The organism is Blastocatellia bacterium, from assembly GCA_016713405.1.
Classification (GTDB): Bacteria; Acidobacteriota; Blastocatellia; order Chloracidobacteriales; family JADJPF01; genus JADJPF01.
Genome location: JADJPF010000027.1, coordinates 91575 through 112305, shown reverse-complemented (window position 1 = coordinate 112305; position 20731 = coordinate 91575). Strand labels below are relative to the sequence as shown.

General features: G+C 34.7%; 23 protein-coding genes. 21 read left to right on the top strand and 2 right to left on the bottom strand.

The window, feature by feature from the left end:
* Positions 1-89: 89 nt before the first annotated feature.
* From IPK14_26210 to IPK14_26200, 3 genes are all read left to right on the top strand, one after another.
* On the top strand, positions 90-1079 hold the full coding sequence (locus tag IPK14_26210; GenBank protein ID MBK7996738.1) for a TonB family protein: 990 nt from the start codon (positions 90-92) through the stop codon (positions 1077-1079).
* 64 nt (positions 1080-1143) lie between these two features.
* Complete coding sequence (locus IPK14_26205; protein ID MBK7996737.1) at positions 1144-1722, top strand: sigma-70 family RNA polymerase sigma factor; 579 nt, start codon at positions 1144-1146, stop codon at positions 1720-1722.
* Positions 1723-1739: 17 nt separating this feature from the next.
* The gene (locus IPK14_26200; protein MBK7996736.1) at positions 1740-2927 is read left to right on the top strand and encodes an energy transducer TonB; all 1188 of its coding nucleotides are present in this window, start codon (positions 1740-1742) and stop codon (positions 2925-2927) included.
* Here the strand turns inward: IPK14_26200 and IPK14_26195 are convergent, their stop codons facing one another.
* Entirely contained in the window at positions 2928-3209 is a 282-nt protein-coding gene (locus IPK14_26195; GenBank protein MBK7996735.1) for a DUF427 domain-containing protein, read from the bottom strand.
* A gap of 171 nt (positions 3210-3380) precedes the next feature.
* Positions 3381-3977, bottom strand: a complete 597-nt coding sequence (locus tag IPK14_26190) for an XTP/dITP diphosphatase (GenBank protein ID MBK7996734.1) — start codon at positions 3975-3977, stop codon at positions 3381-3383.
* Positions 3978-4277: 300 nt separating this feature from the next.
* On the opposite strand from IPK14_26190, the gene rpoD reads away from it, so the two are divergent.
* From rpoD to IPK14_26100, 18 genes are all read left to right on the top strand, one after another.
* Positions 4278-5966 (top strand): RNA polymerase sigma factor RpoD, encoded by a 1689-nt coding sequence (gene rpoD / locus IPK14_26185; protein ID MBK7996733.1) that lies wholly within the window; start codon positions 4278-4280, stop codon positions 5964-5966.
* A 136-nt stretch (positions 5967-6102) separates the two neighbouring features.
* Positions 6103-6951: an FHA domain-containing protein gene (locus IPK14_26180; protein MBK7996732.1), complete on the top strand. Its 849-nt coding sequence runs from the start codon at positions 6103-6105 to the stop codon at positions 6949-6951.
* A gap of 25 nt (positions 6952-6976) precedes the next feature.
* Positions 6977-7693 carry an adenylate/guanylate cyclase domain-containing protein gene (locus IPK14_26175; protein MBK7996731.1) on the top strand — a complete coding sequence of 239 codons (717 nt, stop codon included), beginning with the start codon at positions 6977-6979 and terminating at the stop codon, positions 7691-7693.
* A gap of 258 nt (positions 7694-7951) precedes the next feature.
* Entirely contained in the window at positions 7952-9418 is a 1467-nt protein-coding gene (locus IPK14_26170; protein MBK7996730.1) for a DUF948 domain-containing protein, read from the top strand.
* 202 nt (positions 9419-9620) lie between these two features.
* Entirely contained in the window at positions 9621-10328 is a 708-nt protein-coding gene (locus IPK14_26165; protein ID MBK7996729.1) for a sigma-70 family RNA polymerase sigma factor, read from the top strand.
* A 135-nt stretch (positions 10329-10463) separates the two neighbouring features.
* Complete coding sequence (locus IPK14_26160; protein MBK7996728.1) at positions 10464-11009, top strand: hypothetical protein; 546 nt, start codon at positions 10464-10466, stop codon at positions 11007-11009.
* A gap of 67 nt (positions 11010-11076) precedes the next feature.
* On the top strand, positions 11077-11901 hold the full coding sequence (locus tag IPK14_26155) for a hypothetical protein (protein MBK7996727.1): 825 nt from the start codon (positions 11077-11079) through the stop codon (positions 11899-11901).
* Between the two features lie 3 nt (positions 11902-11904).
* On the top strand, positions 11905-12879 hold the full coding sequence (locus IPK14_26150) for a hypothetical protein (protein ID MBK7996726.1): 975 nt from the start codon (positions 11905-11907) through the stop codon (positions 12877-12879).
* A gap of 18 nt (positions 12880-12897) precedes the next feature.
* The gene (locus IPK14_26145) at positions 12898-13641 is read left to right on the top strand and encodes a hypothetical protein (GenBank protein MBK7996725.1); all 744 of its coding nucleotides are present in this window, start codon (positions 12898-12900) and stop codon (positions 13639-13641) included.
* Positions 13642-13666: 25 nt separating this feature from the next.
* Positions 13667-15007: a flagellar protein export ATPase FliI gene (fliI, locus tag IPK14_26140; GenBank protein ID MBK7996724.1), complete on the top strand. Its 1341-nt coding sequence runs from the start codon at positions 13667-13669 to the stop codon at positions 15005-15007.
* Between the two features lie 22 nt (positions 15008-15029).
* A complete protein-coding gene (locus tag IPK14_26135) occupies positions 15030-15239 on the top strand; it encodes a hypothetical protein (GenBank protein MBK7996723.1) in 210 nt (69 codons plus the stop codon).
* A 42-nt stretch (positions 15240-15281) separates the two neighbouring features.
* Positions 15282-15542 (top strand): flagellar FliJ family protein, encoded by a 261-nt coding sequence (locus IPK14_26130; protein ID MBK7996722.1) that lies wholly within the window; start codon positions 15282-15284, stop codon positions 15540-15542.
* A 51-nt stretch (positions 15543-15593) separates the two neighbouring features.
* Positions 15594-16508: a flagellar hook-length control protein FliK gene (locus tag IPK14_26125; GenBank protein ID MBK7996721.1), complete on the top strand. Its 915-nt coding sequence runs from the start codon at positions 15594-15596 to the stop codon at positions 16506-16508.
* 49 nt (positions 16509-16557) lie between these two features.
* Positions 16558-18147 (top strand): type III secretion system cytoplasmic ring protein SctQ, encoded by a 1590-nt coding sequence (gene sctQ / locus IPK14_26120; GenBank protein MBK7996720.1) that lies wholly within the window; start codon positions 16558-16560, stop codon positions 18145-18147.
* Between the two features lie 120 nt (positions 18148-18267).
* Positions 18268-18705, top strand: a complete 438-nt coding sequence (fliO, locus tag IPK14_26115) for a flagellar biosynthetic protein FliO (GenBank protein ID MBK7996719.1) — start codon at positions 18268-18270, stop codon at positions 18703-18705.
* Between the two features lie 79 nt (positions 18706-18784).
* The gene (gene fliP, locus IPK14_26110; GenBank protein ID MBK7996718.1) at positions 18785-19486 is read left to right on the top strand and encodes a flagellar type III secretion system pore protein FliP; all 702 of its coding nucleotides are present in this window, start codon (positions 18785-18787) and stop codon (positions 19484-19486) included.
* A gap of 35 nt (positions 19487-19521) precedes the next feature.
* Positions 19522-19785 (top strand): flagellar biosynthesis protein FliQ, encoded by a 264-nt coding sequence (gene fliQ, locus IPK14_26105; protein MBK7996717.1) that lies wholly within the window; start codon positions 19522-19524, stop codon positions 19783-19785.
* A gap of 38 nt (positions 19786-19823) precedes the next feature.
* Positions 19824-20693 carry a flagellar biosynthetic protein FliR gene (locus IPK14_26100; GenBank protein MBK7996716.1) on the top strand — a complete coding sequence of 290 codons (870 nt, stop codon included), beginning with the start codon at positions 19824-19826 and terminating at the stop codon, positions 20691-20693.
* Positions 20694-20731: the final 38 nt, after the last annotated feature.

Sequence of the window (20731 nt, the reverse complement as noted above, 5' to 3'; positions counted from 1 at the left end):
TTTTTTTGGAAAAAGTTTGAAACCTTTTCTTAAAAACCTCCACCTACTTAACAGCAATTTAGTTACAAAATTATTTAGGGGGAGAGTTTATGCAAGAAAAAATTTTTACTTTTATTGAACAAGAAACTATGGGTCAAAGATTTATTAAAGTAGCTAGCGAGAGCTATCAAGATTTTAAGACAAACCCTAAACAATTTTTTAGTAATTTTTTAGCTAAAGATCCAAACTTAAGTAAACAAAGACAATATATTAAAGTAGGTTTGGCAGGAGCAATGTTTTGCTGGTTATTAATGATTGTTATTTATATTGGAATTTATTTTTATTCGCCTGTTCAAGAAGTTGTAGAGACAACTCAAAGTCAAAAACTCATTATGTTTGTAGCCTTGCCTCCAGCAGCAAAACCCAAGCCTGTTAAAGCTAGCAACAAATCTGGCGGCGGTGGCGGCGGTGGAGATCGTTCTATGACCGCACCAAGCAAGGGAAAATTGCCAAAAGCAGTTTTTGAGAATCCAATTGTTTCTCCTAGCATTAAGCCTCCAGAAATAAAAAACCCTGTTTTGCCTGTTTTGCCAACTATTAAAGTACAACCTGAATTGATTGAAGCACAAAATAAAAACCTCTCATTTGGTATTCCTAATGCTACTAGTGATTTATCCTCTAATGGCCCTGGAAGTGGTGGTGGAATAGGAACAAATCGTGGCGGTGCTGTAGGTGATGGTTATGGCTATGGTTATGGCCCTGGCATCGGTGATAATACTGGAGGTGGCCCAAGTAGAATAGGTGATAATAAAGTTTATAACCCTAGTAAAAGCATTATTAATCCTGTAATTACTTATAAACAAAAGCCTAAATACACTACAGAGGGACAAAGAGATAAAATTCAAGGTAGCGTTATCTTATCAGCAATATTAAGTAAAGATGGAACTATTAGCGAACTTAAAGTTGTACGTGGTCTTGGATATGGACTAGATGAAGAAGCAATCAAAGCTGCTTATTTAATTAAATTTATACCTGGCAAAAAAAATGACCAACCCATCAATGTAAGAGTACGTTTAGAGTTTGTTTTCCAATTGCTCTAATTTAATAAAGAGAGTTTTTGATAAATTTTGTTTGATAAGTTATAAATCTACTAGGTGATAAATTTTGCTTAAAGTAACATTACTAGCTAAAGCTGAAGCCTCTTATACTGATGAAGCATCAGACCTTGTTACTTTAAGTCAACAAGGTGATCCAGAAGCCTTTCATGTTTTGTTTAGGCGTTATAGCAAACCTATTCTTAGTTTTATTTATAACTTAACTGGTAATAAAGCTCTAGCAGAAGAACTTACACAAGAAACTTTTGTTAGGGCTTATCAAAATTTAAGTAAGCTTCAAGACGCTAATAAATTTTCTAGTTGGTTATTTGGTATTGCAAAAAATACTGTTAGAGAAAACTTAAAAGAAAATACTGGTAATCAATATCTTGAGTTAGACCAAGTTAATTTAACTAATCAACAAACTCCTGATAAAGACGTGTTTAACCAACAGCTTAACCAGGCTATAAAACTAGCTATTTTAGAGCTATCAGAAGATTGGAGAGTAGTTTTTACACTAAAAATGCTCCAGCAAAAAAGCTATGAAGAAATTGCTGAAATAACTGGTTGGTCAATAGGTAAAATTAAAACTGATTTACATCGAGCTAGACTTGTGGTGAGAAGCAAATTAGAAAACCGATTTTATTAATTTTCTAGGATAAATTTATGAAGTGTGCAGAAGTGCTACTAAAATTAGCTGATTATTCCTATCAAGAAACATCTATACAAGAAAATGTTTCTATTGAAGCACACCTAGATAAATGCCTAAGTTGCCAAAAAGAATATAAATTAATCCTAAAAGAAAATGCAATGTTTTTTGATTATCAAACAAATGTTGTAGATATTGATGTTAGTCCTAAACTTTGGGAAAATGTTAAACAAAATATTTCTCAACCTAATTTACCAAGACCTATCACAACAACAAGTTCTAGTGTTATCAGACCAACGCTTTTTAATAATTTGTCTTTATTAACAACTCCAAGTTTTTTAAGTCGGTTAACATCTAGTTTATTAAGTAGTTATAGAGATTTTGTTAGTAACCCAGTAAGATTTTTTGAGCAACTTTTCCAAATAGAAGATTCTCTTAGACGTGATGAAAAGTATTGGCGTGTTGGAAAAACTGTTGCAGTGGTACTTTGGTTATTTAGTGCTTTTTCTTATGTTAGTATTTTACAGGAAATACCTAAAGGTTTTTCCGAGTCCAAAAAATTAACAAAAATTATTGATTTATCTCCTCTTCCTTTTCCTCAAAATTTAACTAAAAAACCTTCTACAGGAAATAACAATACAGATAATTCATCTAGTAATATAACTAGTAAAAACAATGTGACTTCTAAAAACTCCATTGCTAAAAGCAAGCCGGTGGTGCTACCAAATGTATTATTACCAGGTGAATTACCTTCCATTAGTGGTAGCGGCAATGATTTTTTAACTTTGGCAAATAAAAATTTAGAAGAAATTCCAGCTAATGGTAGTGGCAATGGTGGTGGAATTAGTTCTGGAAGTGCTTCAGGAACTGGAAATACTAGTAGTTTACAAATTGAAATTGTTCCTGCTGAGGAAGTTTATAACATCAAAGATACTGGAGTAATACCTCCAAGAATTTTATCTAAAAAGACTCCTTCATACACTAAAGAAGCTATAGAAGAAAAAATAGAGGGCGTAATAATTTTGTCAGTAATTTTTGCTACAGATAGCTCAGTCAAAGAAATTAAAATAATTCAAGGTTTAGGTTATGGATTAGATGAAGAAGCTATAAAAGCTGCTTCACAAATTAAATTTATTCCTGCAACTAAAGATGGAAAATTAGTAAATGTTAGGGCTAGACTAGAATATACACTTAATCTATTTTAATTAAGCTTCAACCTTAACACCTTTCCAAAAAGCAATATAACCTTTAATTTCTTTAGCTGCATCTTTTGGGTCAGGATAATACCAAGCAGCATCTTTGTTAGCTTCTCCATTTACAACCACATCATAATAACTAGCTTGTCCTTTCCAACCACAATAAGTATGATTACTACTATCACGAAAATAAGTTTTATTGATTGTAGCAGGTGGAAAGTAGTGATTTCCTTCAATAACAATAGTTTGATCACTTTCTGCCAAAACAGCACCATTCCAGATAGCTTTCATAAAAAATACTCCTTAAAAAGTTCGCAATTTGTTTTTTATTTTCTATAAATTGCAAATCTTTACCAAACTTTATCAACTGCAAAATAGTCTAAAAAAAGCAGAAAAATTTGGGAACTGACTGCTTGTTTATTGCGTCATGTTAAGAACGACTAAGAACAAAATTAACTAACTTTATAATTTATTTGTAATATATTCGCGTAGTTTGGCTAAAGCCTTACCACGATGACTAACACTAGCTTTTTCTTGGCTGTTTAATTCAGCAAAGGTCTTTGATAAAGGTAAATATTCAAAAATTGGATCATAGCCAAAACCATTTTCCCCACGTGGAGAAAATATTATTCGGCCCTCGGTGTTAGCACTAAAAACTTCCTCTAAATCTTTGCCCACTAAAGCTAAACTACAAGTAAAACGAGCAGTTCTTTTTTCTAATGGTGTGTCTTTTAACTCAGTTAATAGTTTTTCATAACGTGTTCTATCAGAAGCATTTGGCCCGCCATAACGAGCCGAATAAACCCCTGGCGCACCATCTAAAGCATCAACCGAAAGGCCAGAGTCATCACTTAAAGAAAGTATTTGTGTTTCCTTATAGTAGTAATGAGCTTTAATTAAAGCATTTTCGGTAAATGTCAGCCCTGTTTCCTCTACATCAACTAGACTTGGAAAACTACTTAGGCTTATGATTTCTAACCCAGAATTAGTTAGTAACTCTGTTAATTCTTTGATTTTACCAGCATTTTTTGTTGCAACTAGAAGTTTAGAATGCCTCATCTAATTTCCTCGAAAAAGCAAATTTATTATATGTTTTTAGAAACTAAATTTTGGTAAAGAGGTTAAATAAATAAAAGTAACTTACCTAATATGTGTCACTTGACCTACTACCATTTCAATATAACTTTTACTAATAAAATTAACTGTAATAAATAACTTGATATTTACAAAAATTTGTGATATAATTCATTTGCTAGTCTTGGTATTATTTCCTAAATTGTTAGGATACTATAAAGAAATAACAAAAAACAAGCCAAAATCCCAAACTATAATGGGAATACTGGGAAGGATCGAAACTCTATGAGAACAAATTTGGATGACAAGCTGTTAGAAACAGACTTAGATTCATCGGGGGGTGAATCAATGGTTTCTGGCATCGACTTGGAGAAATTTCTTGCCGAAATGGACTCTGTTGCTGAAGAACAGGGTGATTTTTGGGTTGAAGAAACTGAACCTCCAGAAATAGCAGAAGAAGATTTAGAAGTTGTTGCTGGTCGAACAGATTTAGCAGCCGAAGCAGATAAATCTTTAGATGCAATGACACTTTATTTACGTGAGATGAGCAACGTAAGCTTACTAACTCGTGAAGATGAAGTAAATATTGCAAAACGTATTGAGCGCGGCACGCGCCGTATGGATAAAGCATTGTTTCGCTCTATGGTAGTAGCTGAAGACCTAGAAAACTTACTTATTCAATTAAAAAAAGGTCAAATTTCTATACGTCAAGTTATTGATACTTCGGATTCAGAACTTGATGATATTACAGCAGAAAATGAAAATAATTACCTAGAAGAAACTATCACTAAGCTTCAAGAAGCTATGAAGCTGCTTGTATTAATAAGAAAAAGTAGTGAAAAAATCTTTGAAGATAAAAGGGCTAAATCTTCACGTAATATGTCAAAACTTCGTCGTTTACGTATTAAATTAAGCCAGCAAATTCGCACTATTTCTTTTTCTTCTGAAATCAAACGAAGTTTTATTGATTCAATTCAACAAGTAGTTAATGAAATAGAGAGAGAAGAAAATATTGTTAGACAAGCACCAGAAAGTACAAATTTAGAAAGCTCTCTTTCTCCAGAAAAAACTTCTGCTCGTAAGAAAAAAACTCCTTCATCTGAAGAAGAACTACGTAAGCAAGCTAGAATTGCTCGTCGTCGTCTAAATGACATAGAAAGACACTACCTAAGCAATTACACAGAACTTAAACGTAGTTTACAACAAATTAAACAAGCTCATGAGCAAGCTACAGATGCTCGCAAGGAAATGATAGAAGCAAACTTACGTTTAGTTGTTTCTATTGCTAAAAATTATATTAACCGTAGTCGTGGTTTGCAATTTGCTGATTTAATCCAAGAAGGCAACATTGGATTAATGAGAGCAGTAGAAAAATTTGATTATCGTCGTGGTTATAAATTTTCTACTTATGCAACTTGGTGGATCCGTCAAGCTGTTACTCGTGCCATAGCTGATCAAGGTCGCACTATTCGCGTACCAGTTCATATGGTAGAAACAATTAATAAAATTGTTCGTACTGCTAGACTTATGGTGCAAGAATTAGGACGTGAACCAACTCACGAAGAATTAGCAATACGGACTGATTTACCTGTGTCAAAGGTGCGTCAAGCTCTAAAAATTGCCCAAGAACCTATTTCTTTAGAAACTCCTATTGGAGATGATGGAGAATCTTCTTTAGGTAGCTTTATAGAAGATCAATCTAGCTTAAATCCGGCTGAAATGGTAGTAGGTAAAAGTCTTCGTGAAGCAACAATGGAAGTGCTAAATACACTTACACCACGTGAAGCACAAATCCTAAAGATGCGCTTTGGTTTAGATGCTGAAGGTCATGAACGTACATTAGAAGAGGTTGGCCGTCATTTCTCTGTTACTAGAGAACGTATTAGACAAATTGAAGCTAAGGCACTTCGTAAGCTGAGACATCCTAGCAGAAGCCGTAAACTAAAAACTTTTTTTGATGATACTCATGTTTAATTAGCTTTAATTTATTAAGGAACTAGCCGCCATTAAGAATAATTTCCTAATGGCGGCTAAATATTTTTCGTGCATTTCTTAGCTAAGTGGCGTAGAATTTTGCTTCATCCAAAAAAATAAGGCTTTTCTATTGGCTATGGCCAAACTAATAATTACAAATGAGTCAAATAATCAAACTTCTGAGTATATTATTTCTAAATCAGAAATCAAAATTGGTCGTCATCCAAGCCAAAATGATTTAGTCTTGCCAACTAAACAAGTTTCTGCCTCTCATGCCTTGCTAAAAAGAATTGGAACAGAATATTTACTAATAGATCTCAATAGTACTAATGGCACAATAATTAAAAATTCTCGTATAACAGAAGCTTCCCTAAAAGATGGCGATTTATTTTCTATAGGTACTTTTACAATACAATTAATTGATCGTTCAGCCCGCAATAATGACATTAACTACCAAGAATCGCCTATTGGACAAAATGTTTTAACTCGCTCAGTATCAGGAGATCCTTATCAAACTAGAATGCTTGACAAGGAGTTTGAACAAGGTGATTTAGAAAATCGCTTGGCTGAAAAAATTAAAATATTAGAAACTCTTTATGAACTAGGCAGAACTTTTAGTTCTGTATTTAATATTGATGAAATTTTTGTCCAAATTGCTCAATTACTCTTTAAGCTTACTCCAGCAGATCGATGTGCTATTTTAATTTGCCAAACAAATACTAATAAACTAGAGCCAAGATTAATTAAAATAAATCCAAACAAAAAAATGACTGAATCCCAAAAAACGGATTTTGCCATTAGTCGTACTATTGCTAGTAAAGTAATTTCTGATCGGCTATCACTTCTTTCTGTAGACGCTCAAACCGATCGTCGTCTAACTTCAGAAAGTATTGCCATTCAACATATACATTCTGTAATGTGCGCCCCTCTCTTAGGGAAAAATGACGTTCTTGGAGTTATTTATGTTGATAAAATAGACCTATGATAGCTTTAGCTCTGATGATCTAGATTTGCTTAATGCTGTTGCAGCACAAGCTGCTATTGCATTAGATAATGCCCGCGCTTATGAACAATTAGCCCAAGAAGCTATTGCCCGCGCTTCTTATCAAAGGTTTATGCCTAATCATGTTATTGATCTAATCCTTAAATCCCCTGAAGGATTAAAAATTGGTGGAACCATACAACCTGCTACAATTTTATTTGCCGATATTCGTAATTTTACTAGTATGGCGGAAAAAAGTCGCCCTCAACTAGTAGTTAAGGCATTAAACCTATTTTTTAGTGCTATGACAGAGATTATTTTTGCTAATCTAGGCACATTAGATAAATACCTAGGAGATGGATTAATGGCAATTTTTGGCGCACCTTATCATAATGATGACGATGCTATAAATGCTGTTAATGCTGCAATTGGCATGCAAAAACGCTTAAGCAAACTAAATCTAGAAATTAAACGTCTAGGCTTTGCACCTATTGAAATAGGTATTGGTATAAATACAGGAGAAGTAACCGTAGGTTGTATTGGCTCAGAACAGAGATTAGATTATACTGCTATAGGTAATACTGTAAATTTAGCTAATCGTTTAATGTCTCAAGCAAAAGGACAACAAATATTAATTAGTAATAGCACTTATCAGTTAATAGGAAATGTTTTTCGTGCTAAACCGATAATAGAATCTGAAATGCAAGAAAATTACAGCAGGCTCTATCAAGTTATTTATAAATAATCTAACTCTATGATTTTCTGTAAGTTAAAGAACTATTGAAAATATATTAGTATCAAACTTTAAATTTAATTATAATTCTTGACTATCTTGATTACATTTTCAATTTTCTAATATATTTCCAACGTTTCATAAATAAAATCTAAGAAAAATCTTTGTCTAAGTTTACCTATTGATAATTTAAGTCTGTTGGCAATAGTTTTATAAATTCATTGTTTACTATAAACTATCTATTTATTATGGCTATTTGGAGAAATTTTTATGAAAAGCTCATCCGCTAGTTTTTTGGCTATAGCAGTTGTCCTTTTGGGTTTAGTCACCACTGGTTTAATTTTTAGCAATGGTATAGCTTATGCTTTGCTAGTAGTCACTATTACTGTAGGGCTTGCTTCAGCCCTTTTTGCAGTGCAAAATGTTCTTAATCAAATAGAGGAACTTCGCCAAGATATAGCCATGTTACAAAAAGAAGCTACTCGTAACTTTTCTAGCTTAGCAAATTCTACTAAAGATCTTAAATTAGATTTTAGTAGTAAAGCTTCTGAAATTATATCTAGTGCAGTGGCGAATATTTCAACGCAACCAACAAATAGTGGTGTGATTAGTCTACCTCTATCAACTAATCCTGAACCTACTTTCACCCCTGTAGCAACTCGTAAAGAAAGTTTTACTCAAACTCCAGCCAAAGAAATATCTAGTCCAATGTTAAACAATCCTAGTTTTCAACCAGTTCAAAATACCACTAACTTAAATTTAGATGACCCAAATCGCACCAATGCTTCTGTTGCTCCAAAAAGTACAATTACATCTCCTAATCAAGCTGTTAGCCATACATCTAGCCATGATATGGAAAGCACACAATCTTTTCTGCCTTCCTCATCATCAATTAGCCAAGCACCTTGGACAGCACCTAATAACAATCCCCCTGTTGAGACTTCAGAAAATCTTTCCCCTGATGCAACATTAGGGTTTGCCTCAAGTCCAATACCACCTGTTGATCTTAACCGAGTTAATGAGTATCTAGAACAGCCAAAAACACCTTCAAAAACTCATGGCAAAATTAAGAAAAGATATAGCACTTTTGCTGGTCTATCCTTAAATGAAAGTGGTCAAGATCTAAATCAATATAAAGAAGATCTTTTAACTCCACCTCCTGCACCACCTCCACCTAGTCAGTTAAAAAAGAAGCGTTATAGCACTTTTGCTGGTTTATCCTTAACCGAGCCTCCTAAAGTAGCAGAAAATTTAGCTAAAAATTCTATTGCTCCTTACCCAGCCGCTTCTAAAGCTGCAACTCCATCTACAGTTACTAATTTAGGTTTTTCTAAAAATACTGAAGCAACAGGTGTTTCACAAGAAGACTTAATTAATGAACAAGCAAATATTAATATGCCTGTCCCTAAACCATCTCCAACAAAAGGTGTACGTAAGCGTTACCAAACATTTATGGGCCTTTCTTTATCTAAAACTCCCCAACCTATGAAGCGTTTTGAAGAGCCTGCTTTTATGGATGCTACTGCTCCACTTTCTACATCTGTACCTTCAGCAGCATCTTTTAAGGCACCTGCTCCATCAGCTATGCAAGCAGCTATTAATAGAGGACAGCAAGGAAACTTAGTTGATGGTTTTTGTTCACTTTGTGGTAGCCCACAAGCAGCAGCTAATGATTATGCTAGTAGTGGTTCAGAACCAGAATTTTGTTGGTATTGTGGAGCAAAATTAAGAAATTAAATTAAAAGGTATCATCTTTTTAATCCCTGTCTTTGCTGTCAAAGTTATTGCGTTTACCTAACCTTGCGGTTATACTGCGGTTAGTAAACAACTAAAATCCAAGTAGTGTTTAATTCCCTAAAATTTATTAAAACATTCAACAAAATGTTGGGGAAAAAAATTTTTATCCCATAATTTTTTTTTGACGCGGTGAGCGCGCTATATGGGTCAAGCCTTAATGTTCAACAATGAAGATGAGCGAGACGAATTAATTGAGCGTTATTTACCCTATGTACGCTCAATTGCTCAATCAGTTGTATCTAAACTTCCTTCCCAAATAGATATTAATGATCTAATTGGGTATGGTCGTATTGGTTTGATTGAAGCTGTTGAACGTTTTGATCGTAGTCGTGGAGTAAGTTTTAAGACCTTTGCTTATTACCGAATCAAAGGAGCAATCTACGATGGACTACGTCAGATAGGTTGGTTTTCTCGCTCTGAATTTGCTCGGATTCGCTTTGAACAAAGTGCTAATGAGCTAATGCACCATTATTCAGATTCCAATAGTGAATTACGTAGCCAAGGAGCAGAAGACGAAATAAAAGAAATTGAAGCTATGTTTTCTGGTATTGTTTCAGCCTATATGCTTTCTTTAGAATCATCTGAATCTCTTAATACTCCTGAAAATCGCGCTACTCCAGATCAAGATTATGAAACTAAAGAATATAGTCAAATTATTCGTGAAGCTATTGAACAGTTACCAGATACAGAAAGAAAATTAATAGAGTTTTATTACTATCAAGGATTAACTTTGGAGGAAATAGGAAATAAACTTGGATTATCTAAATCTTGGACTTCTCGTTTGCATACTAAATGCCTCCAACATTTATGCCAAATGTTAAAAAATCGGGGTATTGTTAGTGCTACTTAATGCAAATATAAATTCAGTAAGTGCTAGATTTAGCACCTGCTGAATTTGCAGTTGTATTAAGAATTATTTCCTAATTATTGAAAAATTCTTTAATTTACTTAAATTTAATCAGAAATATTAACTGGAGGAAAAAGTATGGTAGACCCTATTAGTGTTAGTAATGCTACTAGAGTAGCAGAAACTTCTCAGGCAACCGAAACTAAAAAAGTTGTTACTAATGAAGATTTTGAAACCACTCGAACCAAAGGCGTAGAGCTAGAAACACATGTTGAAAACCTAAAAGAAACCGGTCATGTAAATGGCGACCTCTTACAAATGTCTTCACGTGAGGCCCAAGAAATGTTTGACCGCGTTGTAAATCAAGGTAATGAAGTTAATGGCTACCAAAGCATTTTTTATGATAATCGCTCTAAATTAGAAAACCTTAGAGCCGAATTAGACCGTGTTGGCGCATCAGGTGAAACCGGCAAAGTAGGTAATTATTTAGAAGGTATTGACAAGGAAATGGCTTCTCTAGAAGGTATCCTAAATAATATTGATGCTAATACTCCTGTAAATAGTATGGAAATGCTTAAACTCCAAACCAAAATGCACCATATCACAGAACATGTCACTATCATTAGCAAAGTAGTTGATCAAATTTCTTCTGGTATTAAAACTATCTTGCAAACGAATGTTTAATCCTGAAATTTTTACTAGGAATAACCTTAAAATTATTCCTAGTAATCTCTCATAAGAGGAAGATAACATGCTCAGAAAGCTTAGTCTTATTTTATTTATATTGCTTGCTACCTTTATTAATAGTGCTTGTAACCGTAATCAAGATCTTTGTACCGAAATAACAGAAAATGAAGCCCAACGTATTTGTGTCTTATTACAACGTAATGGACTAAATGCCCATAAAGTTAAGGTAGGAGCAGAAGATCAAGTAACTTGGTCAGTTGTATTGGAAACTCCTTATATAATCGGTGATAAAGCAGTAGTAGAAGCATTAAATATTCTTAATGAAAATGATTTACCCCGTTCTAAAAGAGATCCTCTTAAAGAAGCTTTTAAGGAAGGTGCATTAATTCCTACTCCTACTGAAGAGCAATTAAGAAAACTAGCTGCAATTCAAGAATCTTTAGAGCTAAGTTTAGAAAGAATTACAGGTATTGTTAGTGCGCAAATACACGTAGTTTTACCAAATCCAAACCCTTTGGTTGAAGAAAGTAAACAAACACAACCTAGCGCATCAGTTTTATTAAAGTATAATACTGCAACACCTCCTTTAGATGTCGCAGAAGTGCGTAATATAATTGCTCCGTCTATTGAAGGATTAGATCCAACAAGAGTTCAAGTAGTAATGAAAGCCGTAGCTGCACCAAATGCGGCTCAATTTGATAATCTAAAAAATAATATGATTAAATATATTGGCTTAGGTGCAATGGCTGCAATTGCTGTATTTGCTGGACTTTTTATTTATAGCTATATTCGTATGCGTAAATTAGCAGAAACAGTTTCACAACTAGAACGTGAACGTAGCGTAGCACTTAGAGCTAAGGGTCAACCAGCCCAAGCAGCAGCAAAATAAACTATGGAAACACAATTTCCAGCCCACTTACAAGCATTAATGACTATTTCCCTTATCTTAGATAAAGATGAGGCAGTATCACTTTTTAAGTTTTTACCTAGTCAAGAGCAAGAATTAATTAAACCTCGTATAGAAAAATTTTTAGATCTTCCCGAAGAAGCTCGTCGCAATGCTTCAAGTTCAGGACTTAAAGCACTACGCAGTGAGTTTCTACTACGTCAAATTACAGATGTTCATCCTTCACATATTGCTCTTGTCCTAGCTAATGAACCAGCAACGATTATTCGAGTAATTTTTCACCACTTACCAGCAGAATTAGTTAATGAAGTAATGCAGCATTTGCCAGAAAGAACTATTCGTAAGCTCTCAACCTATACAGAACCCCCACAAATTGCTCCTGATTTGCTAGATGTAGTAAAAGATGCTTTTGTACGTCAGTTTACTTTTATCTTGCCTGGAGAAAACCCCCTTACCCGCCTTAACACACCTCGACTACGTACTTTGTTAAGAGAAATGAGCTTGCAAGTTATTTCTATAGCAATGCGAAGAATAAACCGAGATGAATTAGTTGCATCACTCCAACGCTTTCCTAGAGTTTTTTCCAAGGAAATTGTTAGACGATTAAAGTTACTTCGTGAAGTAGAAACAAAAAACGTTTTATTAGCAGAAAAATCTTTAGTTTGGTTAACTACGCAACAATTACGTAATTTCTCTATTACTGAAGATGCTGGATTAACAATGCTAGCAGGCGGATTATTAAAAGAAAGTGAAACTTTACAGAAATTTATAACCCAAAAGTTTTCTATTGAAGAATCTGGACGCTTTTATGATTTGCTCTCTAGGCTTCGTCAAGCAGACCCAGAATTAATAGATTTTTCTAAAGAACAAGTTGACCAAACATTAGCAAATATTTTACAAACACGCCAACCTTTAATCCCTGCTACTGCTAAAAGTGAAACTACCAGCGCATCAGCTTAATAAGGAGATTTTAAAACTTTGAGTGAAAATAGAATTGTTAAAGGTAAAATAATTAAAAGTGCTGAACGTCCTTCTATACCAGAGGAACCCTTTAGCAAAGCTGTGGAATCTTCTGTAATTAAAGGCGTTGTTTATGATGCTACAGGAGAAGCTCAACGCATTATTAGAGACGCTCAGGAAAAAGCCCAACAAATTATTGAAAGTGCGCAACCAGAAATCGAAGCCCAACGCCTTCAAATAGAAGAAGAATGGCAAAGATTAGACCAAGAACGCCTTGCCATTGAAGAAGAACGCCAATCCATCCTAGAAGCTGCCCGCGAAGAAGGCTATAAAGAAGGTTTTACCAAAGTTAATGAAATAATTTATGATTTGACAGAAAAAAAACGCGATGTCTTAGTTCAAGCAGAATCCGATATGATTCGGCTCTCTATTCGTGTAGCAGCACGTATTATCGGACGTGAACTTCGTCAACATCCTGATACTATTGCAGATATTGTTACACAAGCAATTCAAACAGTACGAAGTCAAACAAAAATTACTATTCGTGTTAATCCTGATGATTTAGAACATTTAGTTAAAGCACGGGATCAATTACTTAATCGAGTAGGACAGTCAAAAATTATTGATTTTCAAAGTGATCTTAAAGTGCAACCAGGCGGTTGTATTATTGAATCGGATGCTGGAGTAGTAAACGCACAACTTAAAACACAATTAGAAGTTATGGAAAGAGTGCTTCTTAAGCGTGCCGGTCATATTAAGTAATATTCTGTAAATAGCGAGGTTATTTATGCCAGTGACAGATACAGGTATTGACATTTCGCGCTATCTAGATGATATAGATACCATTTCCCCAGTAGAAGTGCGTGGTAGAGTAACTGGTTTAGTCGGCTTAATTGTTAAAGCCGCAGTTCCAGAAGTATGGGTAGGGGAACTTTGTTTAATAAACACTCCTCATAGTTCACAACCTGTTAAAGCTGAAGTAGTTGGATTTCGTGATAGCGAAGTTTTATTAATGCCTTTAGGAGATCTTACCAATATTGGTATGAATTGCGAAGTTATCCCAACAGGCTATTCTTTAACAGTTAAGGTTGGTGATGAATTATTAGGACGTGTATTAAATGGTTTAGGCGAGCCTATAGATGTAGCAACTAAAGGCCCATTAAATTGTTCAATGGAATATCCTGTTCATAATGACCCACCTGACCCAATGAAACGTGAGCGTGTATTAAAGCCAATGGAAATAGGCATCCGAGCAATAGATGGATTGCTTACAGTTGGACAAGGCCAACGTATTGGAATCTTTGCTGCTGCTGGTGTTGGTAAGTCTACTACACTTGGAATGATAGCCCGTAATACAGAAGCTGAAATTAATGTTATTGCACTAATCGGTGAGCGTGGTCGTGAAGTCAGAGACTTTTTAGATAATGACCTTGGGCCAGAAGGCTTAAAACGTTCTGTTGTGATTGTTGCAACTTCTAATGAATCGTCATTAATTCGTCTAAAAGCAGCTTATGTTGCAACAGCAATTGCTGAGTATTTCCGCGATAAAGGCAAAAAAGTAATGTTAATGATGGACTCTGCCACTCGTTTTGCTCGTGCTAAACGTGAGGTAGGTTTAGCAACTGGCGAACCCCCTGCTAGAGGTGGTTTCCCTCCTTCAGTATTTTCTGAACTTCCTAAACTATTAGAGCGCACTGGTAATTCTGACAAAGGTTCTATAACTGCTTTTTATACTGTACTTGTAGAAGGCGATGATATGAATGAACCAGTAGCCGATGAAGTTCGCTCAATTTTGGATGGTCATATTATTCTTTCCCGCGCTATGGCTGCACGTAACCATTACCCAGCAATTAATATTTCTGATAGTGTTAGCCGTGTACAAAATTTTGTTGCAGGTAAACCACATATTGCTGCTGCTGCTAAACTTAGAGAAGTTCTTGCAACTTATGAAAAAGAAAAAGACTTAATCCTAATTGGAGCTTATAAACGTGGTAGCGATCCTAAAGTTGATTTTGCTATTGATCGTATTGATGCAGTAAATAATTACTTAAAACAAGGTACTCATGACAAAATTCGCTTTGATGATGCTGTAAATCAACTGATAAAACTATTTCCAGCAGGCAAGTAGCAGACTTCTTTAAGGAGCATTCATGTCCAAGGTTAAATATAGATTACAACCAATACTAGATGAAAAAGAACGTCTTAGAGAAGACGCTATACAATTTCTTAATAAAAAGAAAGATGAACTTAAAGCTGAAGAAAAAAAATTAGAGCAAATTAAAGAAGAGCTAACTGCTGCTATTGAGCGCAAAAACCAAATGACTCAAGAGTATAACGATAAAATGTTTAGCGGAAAATAGACGGTTGATGAAATTAAAATTCGTAAAATTCATATTGAAGATATGATCTCAAAAATAGAAGAAATTAAGCAAGCTGTAGAAAATCAACGTAAAGCCGTAGCACGTGCAGAAGGGGAAGTACGAAAGGCAGAAGATGCTTTAATTGCTGCATCTAAAGAAGTTCAAGTAATGGAAAAACATAAAGAAAACTGGCATCAAGCCTTAAAAGAAGAAGAAAGAAAGAAAGAAGCTAAACAATTAGAGGAAATTGCTCAAATAATGTATACCTCAGCAAAAATGAATCGGCAAAATGATGATTTTTAACAATCATTTATTATTTAACACTTTATTTTCAACATTTTATTGGAGGAATTTATGACTAATAGAATTAATGGCCCTTTTGGTGCAAGCAACCCTTATTCATCAGAAGCTAAAAAAGAAAAAACTGCAACCACTAAACAATTTGGAGAATTTATAGTTGAAGATCAAGACGACGATATCAACCCACAAGCCGAGTCTTCAGAAGAAGATCTAGGAGGACTCGCTGATGATTTAGGAACTATTTTTGGTTTTGGTTCATCTTCTTCTGGCAGAAATAATGATAGTGGCTCTAGCCCAAGCAATTCTTCTCGTCCACGTCCTGATGATCGCAATGTTTCAGAACCAGAAACTGATGCTCGTAAACCTGCCAATAAAATAAAACAAAAACCAAAAGCTGAGTTTGATAAATTTTCCACCTTTGGTGAAGAACAACCGCAAAAGCTTAAGGATGAAGAAATTAAAGTAAATCCTTTAGCTGCATTTTCTGTTCCAACACCTGTTGAACGTAGCTTTAGCCCTGCCCCTATCCAACCTACTAATACAGTAATTCCTCCTCAAATGATGGAACAAATCGTTCAAGATGTAAGATTAGGCATTAATGAATTAGGCGTTGCAGAGTTCCAATTTGACTTAAAATCAGATGCTCTTGATGGCTTAAAACTAAAAATTAGCACTAAAGATGGTCAAGTTTATGCTACTTTCATTGCAGAAAATGTTCATGTAAAAGATAATATCGACCAAGGCGCGCAAGAATTAATTAAAGCATTACAAGACAAAGGTTTAGAAGTAGCTAACTTCCAAGTTTCTGTTGGTGCTGATAGTGGCGGAAGTGGTGGTTTTGGTGGCTCTAACCAAGGAGAATCTAACCAACAACAAAACCAACGTCGTCAATCTTACAATGAAACTAGTAATAGTGTTGATGAAAGCCAAATTTCTTTAAGTACTACTAACACTGATTATACAGTCTAAAAATTCTCTGTGTCTTACGAAAAATTAACAAGGTGTTTTACTTTATTTTATGAAACGGATTACACCGTTTAGTTTTACTAATTTACCAAAAGTTTCTCCTGAACGTGTCAAACTATCAGCAACTATGTCATGTTGTTTACCTGGGCCACGATGGGAGGAAACGTTCCGCGATTTATTAGGTAATACCTTACGTAAATATATTCGTGGAAAACGTCAACTTAATATTAATTTTCAAATTAGCAGTGATGAAACAAGTGACCTTTGGGAAAAAAGCTTTGTTGCTGGTGAAAAAGAGTCTCTTTTAATGGGTCGCAACTCTGCTTGTGACCTTCACTTAAATAACCGTGTAGTTTCAAGCCAACATGCTCGCGTAGTTGCTAGTAAAGGTAGCTTTTTTCTAGTTGATCAAAGTGCTAATGGAACATACCTTAATGGTAGACAAATAGCACCTAAAACATTAACTCCCCTTTCTCAAGGTGATTTAATAGGTATTTATCCATTTCAAATAATTTTTAGTCTTTCTCAAACACTTTCTAATGAAGATACTCATATTGATTTTAAGATTGAAAATGTTGTGGAAGTGCCGTTTGAACAGGTAGCAAAAAAGCTCGCAACTCCTGTGCCTCTAGCAGTTGTAGGGATTGAACCTTCAGGGCGTAAATCATTACTAGAAATAGATCCTAATTTTATTATTGATATGGTGGATCAAATTTTTGGTAGTGAAAGTGCTAGCACTAATAAATTGCTACGAGCTTTATCTAATATTGAAACTGGAGTAATAGAGTTTCTTATCTTACGTATTATTAAAGCTATGAGTGATACTATGGCCGAGTTTGCTGGTATCACAATTAGACTTGAGCAATTATTTACTCAAGGTGGACAAGCTTTTAAGGCTATGGATAGCTTAGCTGAGCCTCATGAGCCTGTATTACAGTTATGTACTAGAGTAGTTGTAGGGGAAGCCTTAGGATACTTAAATCTTTATTTACCATATGGTCTACTTAATGATGTAACTAAATCAGAAATAAATGAGCAAAACAAATTAGAGTTGTTAAGAGATTGGCTTCCTAATTTAGAAATGCTTAAAACCAAGCTGATCGTGGAAATAGGAGAAATAAACCTAACATCCTTAGATCTCTATTCTTTAGAGCCTTCTGATATTATACTTTTGCCGGATGTAGCACTAAAACTATATGGGTCAGAACTTGCAGGTGAGGTTTATGTTAGGCTAGGCTTATGGGGTGAGCTAGGTTTTAAGGGTGAAATAATTACAGAAGAATCAGCTATAAAAGTAATGCTTAATGTGGTTTCCTATAATCCCAGACCACATAGCCAAGAAAGCGAAATTAAAGCAAAGGAAAGAAATTTGGAGGGTGAAAGCGAAGAAATGGAAGAAGAGGATCTGTCACAAAGTGCAGAGTTTATTCAATCTGTACCGGTTACAGTAGTAGTTGAACTAGGAAGACGTAATTTAACGATTTCGGATGTAACACGACTACGTATTGGTCAAATCATAGATTTACACCGTACCCCATCGGAACCAGTAGAACTGAGTGTAGATGGAAAAATTATTGGTAAAGGTGAATTAGTTGATGTTGATGGTGAATTAGGAGTTAGAATTTTAAGGTTATTTAAGTAACACTTTAATAATCAATAAGTTAAAAACTCCTCTTGCCCTATCAAGCAAAGCGCATTAACATTCCAAAATCAAGTTAAATTATCCAGCCAAAAACTTTTCATAATGAGAGGATAGATTGTTGTGTTAGCCATAGTGTATTTATTTCTTTGGCAACAAATCGACCCAACACAGCCTGGGCCCATAAATGCCCCTCTTCTTGGAGATGGCTGGTCGCTTTTTGTAATGCTACTAAAAACATTTTTAATGCTAGGCTTTGTTTGTCTGTTGGCCTTTTTTAGCTTACGTTACTTACCTAAACTAATGGGAATGCCAGCAGAAAGCCAGCTAATGAAAGTAGTTGCTCGCTACACTCTAGAACCGCAAAAATCTCTCTATGTTGTAGAAGTAGCAGGAAAACACTTACTTTTAGGTGTTACACAAGAAAAAATCGAGCTAATTTCTGAATTAGAATCTGCTTCTATAGAAAAAGCTATGGAAATAATTAGTTTAGCAAATACTACTAAACCTAGCCTTGGATCAAGTGCAATTAAAGAATTTAGTAAATATTTGAGGAGGTAAAATGCAGCACTTACTCAAAACCATTACTAGCTATAGGCCCAGTCGCCGCGCCATAAGCTTATTATCAATACTTTTTGTGATGCTAGTTCTACCTACTATCACACTAGCCCAAGATGGCAATCGTGGCATCCCTAGTCCATTAGTAATGGTAATAGTGCTAGGTACTTTATCACTAGCACCTTTTATTGCTATTACAATGACCTCATTTGTAAAAATATCTGTAGTGCTATCACTTCTACGTAGTGCGCTTGGTACACAGCAAGCCCCTCCTAATCAAGTAATTACTGGACTAGCTTTTATCTTATCCATTTTTATTATGACTCCAGTAGGACAAGAAATTTATAGCGCAGTTGGTCAAGTTCCAGAAACTAACACACTACTTTCTGAAGCCAATGTGCGTGTTCTATATGAAGCAGCTAAAAGAGGTCAAGAACCTTTACGGGAATTTCTAGTACGTAATTGTCATGACCGGGATAGATTATTGTTTTTAGAACTATCTAAACGAATGACCAAAGGCGATACAAGCTTTATTTATGCTGGTAGTTTTCGGGTAATTATTCCTGCTTTTGTTACTAGCGAATTAAAAGAAGCTTTCCAAATAGGTTTTTTAATTTTTATCCCATTTCTAATTATTGACATGATTGTTGCCAATATTCTTACCTCTATGGGTATGACAATGCTTTCACCTGTAACTATCTCTTTACCATTTAAGATACTAATTTTTGTTTTAGTTGATGGTTGGTATCTACTAGTTAAAGGGTTAGTTTTAAGTTATCTCTGATATAACAGTATAACTAATAGATTTTGGAGTAAGTTATGGAACAACTAGTAATTGGACTTACTAAGCAAGCTTTATTATTAATTTTAGTTCTTTCTGCACCTGCAATGATTACAGCTATGACAATAGGCTTTATTATTAGCTTATTTCAAGCTGTCACTCAAGTACAAGAGCAAACTTTAACATTTGTGCCTAAAATTATTGCTACATTTGTAGTATTAGCCGTAACAGGTGCTTGGATGTTAGCAACCTTAATTCGCTTTACCCAAGCTGTTTTTAGCGAAATACCTGGAATTCGCTAAGTAAAAATTAAGTAAAATAAGTTCACTAAAGTTAATTTATGGACAACACCATTTATAACATTATAGAGCTAGTTTTAAGTGCATTGGGGATTACTCAATCCCCTATTGTATTTCTTTCACTTTATGGGTTAATAATGGCACGTCTAGTCCCTGCAATAAATTACACTCCATTTTTAGGCGGTGGTGCAATTAGCGCACCTGTTAAAATCGCCTTAGCTTTTACTCTTACTTTTTTAATTTACCCAGCAATGGCCGCCGCTATTCCTTTAGAAGCAATTCCTACAGCTTTTATTCCTTTTGTTTTAATGATGATTAAAGAAGCTCTTATTGGCGTAACCCTTGGCTATATAACATCATTAATTTTCTATGGTATACAATCAGCAGGACAAATGGTTGATAATGCTCGTGGTGCTACTATTGCTCAATTACTTAATTTACAACTTAATACTCAAGCTTCTTTGTTGGGTCAAATGAAATTACAAGTAGCAATAGTGCTTTTTTTCTGCTTAGATGGACACTTGCTTTATATTCGCGCACTTTTTTATAGTTTTGAACGCTTGCCTGTTAATGCTTTTCCTAAAATAGCTACTGGTTTAGTAGTAGGCACAGAACTTAGCCCAATTCTTAGTGACATAATTCATATGTCAGCTGATGTTTTAGTAGTTAGTATGCAATTAGCTGCACCTGTCCTAGTTTGTTTATTTTTAACAGATGTTGTTTTTGGTATTTTTAACCGTGTCGCCCCACAAATGAATGTGTTTTTCCTTTCCCTACCAATCAAAATGATAGTAGGTTGTGGAATGCTCTTTATAATTTGGACATCAATTATTGCTCAAATGGAAGAAAGATTTATTGCTTATCTAAAAGTGCTTTATACAATTATTGCTAAGGCTACTTTTGGGAACTAATTATTTTATTTTGCCGATAACTTTTTGAGGTAATAGTC

What these genes read in the sequence shown, in the direction of transcription:
- IPK14_26210 (MBK7996738.1), top strand. Translation starts at nt 90, where the DNA reads ATGCAAGAAAAAATTTTTACTTTTATTGAACAAGAAACTATGGGTCAA.
- IPK14_26200 (MBK7996736.1), top strand. Translation starts at nt 1,740, where the DNA reads ATGAAGTGTGCAGAAGTGCTACTAAAATTAGCTGATTATTCCTATCAA.
- IPK14_26195 (MBK7996735.1), bottom strand. Translation starts at nt 3,209, where the DNA reads ATGAAAGCTATCTGGAATGGTGCTGTTTTGGCAGAAAGTGATCAAACT.
- IPK14_26190 (MBK7996734.1), bottom strand. Translation starts at nt 3,977, where the DNA reads ATGAGGCATTCTAAACTTCTAGTTGCAACAAAAAATGCTGGTAAAATC.
- rpoD (MBK7996733.1), top strand. Translation starts at nt 4,278, where the DNA reads ATGAGAACAAATTTGGATGACAAGCTGTTAGAAACAGACTTAGATTCA.
- IPK14_26180 (MBK7996732.1), top strand. Translation starts at nt 6,103, where the DNA reads ATGGCCAAACTAATAATTACAAATGAGTCAAATAATCAAACTTCTGAG.
- IPK14_26170 (MBK7996730.1), top strand. Translation starts at nt 7,952, where the DNA reads ATGAAAAGCTCATCCGCTAGTTTTTTGGCTATAGCAGTTGTCCTTTTG.
- IPK14_26165 (MBK7996729.1), top strand. Translation starts at nt 9,621, where the DNA reads ATGGGTCAAGCCTTAATGTTCAACAATGAAGATGAGCGAGACGAATTA.
- IPK14_26160 (MBK7996728.1), top strand. Translation starts at nt 10,464, where the DNA reads ATGGTAGACCCTATTAGTGTTAGTAATGCTACTAGAGTAGCAGAAACT.
- IPK14_26155 (MBK7996727.1), top strand. Translation starts at nt 11,077, where the DNA reads ATGCTCAGAAAGCTTAGTCTTATTTTATTTATATTGCTTGCTACCTTT.
- IPK14_26150 (MBK7996726.1), top strand. Translation starts at nt 11,905, where the DNA reads ATGGAAACACAATTTCCAGCCCACTTACAAGCATTAATGACTATTTCC.
- fliI (MBK7996724.1), top strand. Translation starts at nt 13,667, where the DNA reads ATGCCAGTGACAGATACAGGTATTGACATTTCGCGCTATCTAGATGAT.
- IPK14_26135 (MBK7996723.1), top strand. Translation starts at nt 15,030, where the DNA reads ATGTCCAAGGTTAAATATAGATTACAACCAATACTAGATGAAAAAGAA.
- IPK14_26130 (MBK7996722.1), top strand. Translation starts at nt 15,282, where the DNA reads ATGATCTCAAAAATAGAAGAAATTAAGCAAGCTGTAGAAAATCAACGT.
- IPK14_26125 (MBK7996721.1), top strand. Translation starts at nt 15,594, where the DNA reads ATGACTAATAGAATTAATGGCCCTTTTGGTGCAAGCAACCCTTATTCA.
- sctQ (MBK7996720.1), top strand. Translation starts at nt 16,558, where the DNA reads ATGAAACGGATTACACCGTTTAGTTTTACTAATTTACCAAAAGTTTCT.
- fliP (MBK7996718.1), top strand. Translation starts at nt 18,785, where the DNA reads ATGCTAGTTCTACCTACTATCACACTAGCCCAAGATGGCAATCGTGGC.
- fliQ (MBK7996717.1), top strand. Translation starts at nt 19,522, where the DNA reads ATGGAACAACTAGTAATTGGACTTACTAAGCAAGCTTTATTATTAATT.
- IPK14_26100 (MBK7996716.1), top strand. Translation starts at nt 19,824, where the DNA reads ATGGACAACACCATTTATAACATTATAGAGCTAGTTTTAAGTGCATTG.